Genomic DNA, 1,227 nt, shown 5'->3' with positions numbered 1-1,227 from the left:
AATATAACGAAGAAAGACCGCATGAATCACTGGGAGACTTGTCACCATTTGATTACAAGTTGATTAAAAATAAGTCGGAAAACTCTAGTTTAGGTTGGCACTAATAAGGGGAGGTTTACACAGTTAGCATTGAGATAAGTTTATTAGCAGAAGGAAATAATAAGGAATAGTGTAGTAAAAATTATTGCATCTCTAATTTTATCATCATCAGCATTTGCTCTAACTTTAGATAAGGCAGTAATACTGGATCATAAATCTGAAATAACAGGGTCTGACAGTAATTGTAAAGTAATTAGTGGTCACATAGATAATGGCCCTATTATTTATCCTTCTAAGGCAAAAAATTCAGCGTTCATCGCCCGTTCTACGGTAAGCTTCAAAAGGTATTTACTTAACGCAGCCAAATCTTTTTTCCGTCTTTTATTGATTTAGCCAAGTCATTAACTAACTTGGCATCAATTTCAAACTGAGGTTCCACTGCTTATTTCTTATTATTCTTCGCTTCGCGAAACCTATCTTATTAAAGCAGTTACACTATTTTAATTACAGGCTTTCCTCACAGGCACTTCTGAAAAACCGGCAACTTCGGAGAAGTTTGCACTACTTCATGCTTCCCTTTACCTCAACGGCGGGATATTCCTCCACATACTTCTCACCATTGACACCGTAATAAACTACTTCGCGGTCAACAAAATTTACATCATAGCCAACCACTCCGGCATTCCAGGCGGACTGTAGAAACTCAGGGAAAGTGCTTCTGCCTTCCTGATCGCTCCTAATCGCTGTAATGAGTGCCGTGCGATCGAATTTCGGAACTTCATGTGTGCCTGTAACAAGCGGCGCTCCTAGCTGCATGACTGAGCCTTCCTTCATAATGTAGGTTGATTGGCAAGAAGGTAGCGACCAGCGATTCTTTTCGACACCAGCTTGTCGAAGGACCTCAGCAAGGACCGGAAATCCTTTAATTTTTGGACGGATTGATATCGCATATTTTTGAGCATCGATTAGTTTTTCAATAAGTTGATTCATTGTCATCTCCTTCTTTATTCGATAGGGTTTTTATTGAGTTTGTGTAAATCTGATCCCTCCTCGATTAGCCGTACACTTTGTTTAAGAGATATAATCTCATCAACAAGGAGTAGCAATGGTCAGAAGTATCTACACAAAAGAGTTCAAAGTTAAAGCAATTGAATTTCTAGAGCAAAGTAATAAGCCATTAAGACAAGT

At 38.7% G+C, this 1,227-nt stretch carries 1 protein-coding gene and 1 pseudogene; both read right to left on the bottom strand.

Annotation, left to right across the window (positions count from 1 at the left end):
- Positions 1-344 precede the first annotated feature (344 nt).
- Positions 345-478: pseudogene (locus ELY11_RS12875) on the bottom strand (IS256 family transposase); the annotation flags it as partial.
- 122 nt (positions 479-600) lie between these two features.
- Complete coding sequence (locus ELY11_RS12285; RefSeq protein ID WP_127033894.1) at positions 601-1,029, bottom strand: DUF1398 domain-containing protein; 429 nt, start codon at positions 1,027-1,029, stop codon at positions 601-603.
- Between the last annotated feature and the right edge of the window lie 198 nt (positions 1,030-1,227).

Origin of the sequence: Legionella septentrionalis, from assembly GCF_003989745.1 — a bacterium.
GTDB classification, from domain to species: Bacteria; Pseudomonadota; Gammaproteobacteria; order Legionellales; family Legionellaceae; genus Legionella_A; species Legionella_A septentrionalis.
This window is presented reverse-complemented; position numbering and strand designations above follow the sequence as displayed.

What these genes read in the sequence shown, in the direction of transcription:
- ELY11_RS12285 (WP_127033894.1), bottom strand. Translation starts at nt 1,029, where the DNA reads ATGAATCAACTTATTGAAAAACTAATCGATGCTCAAAAATATGCGATA.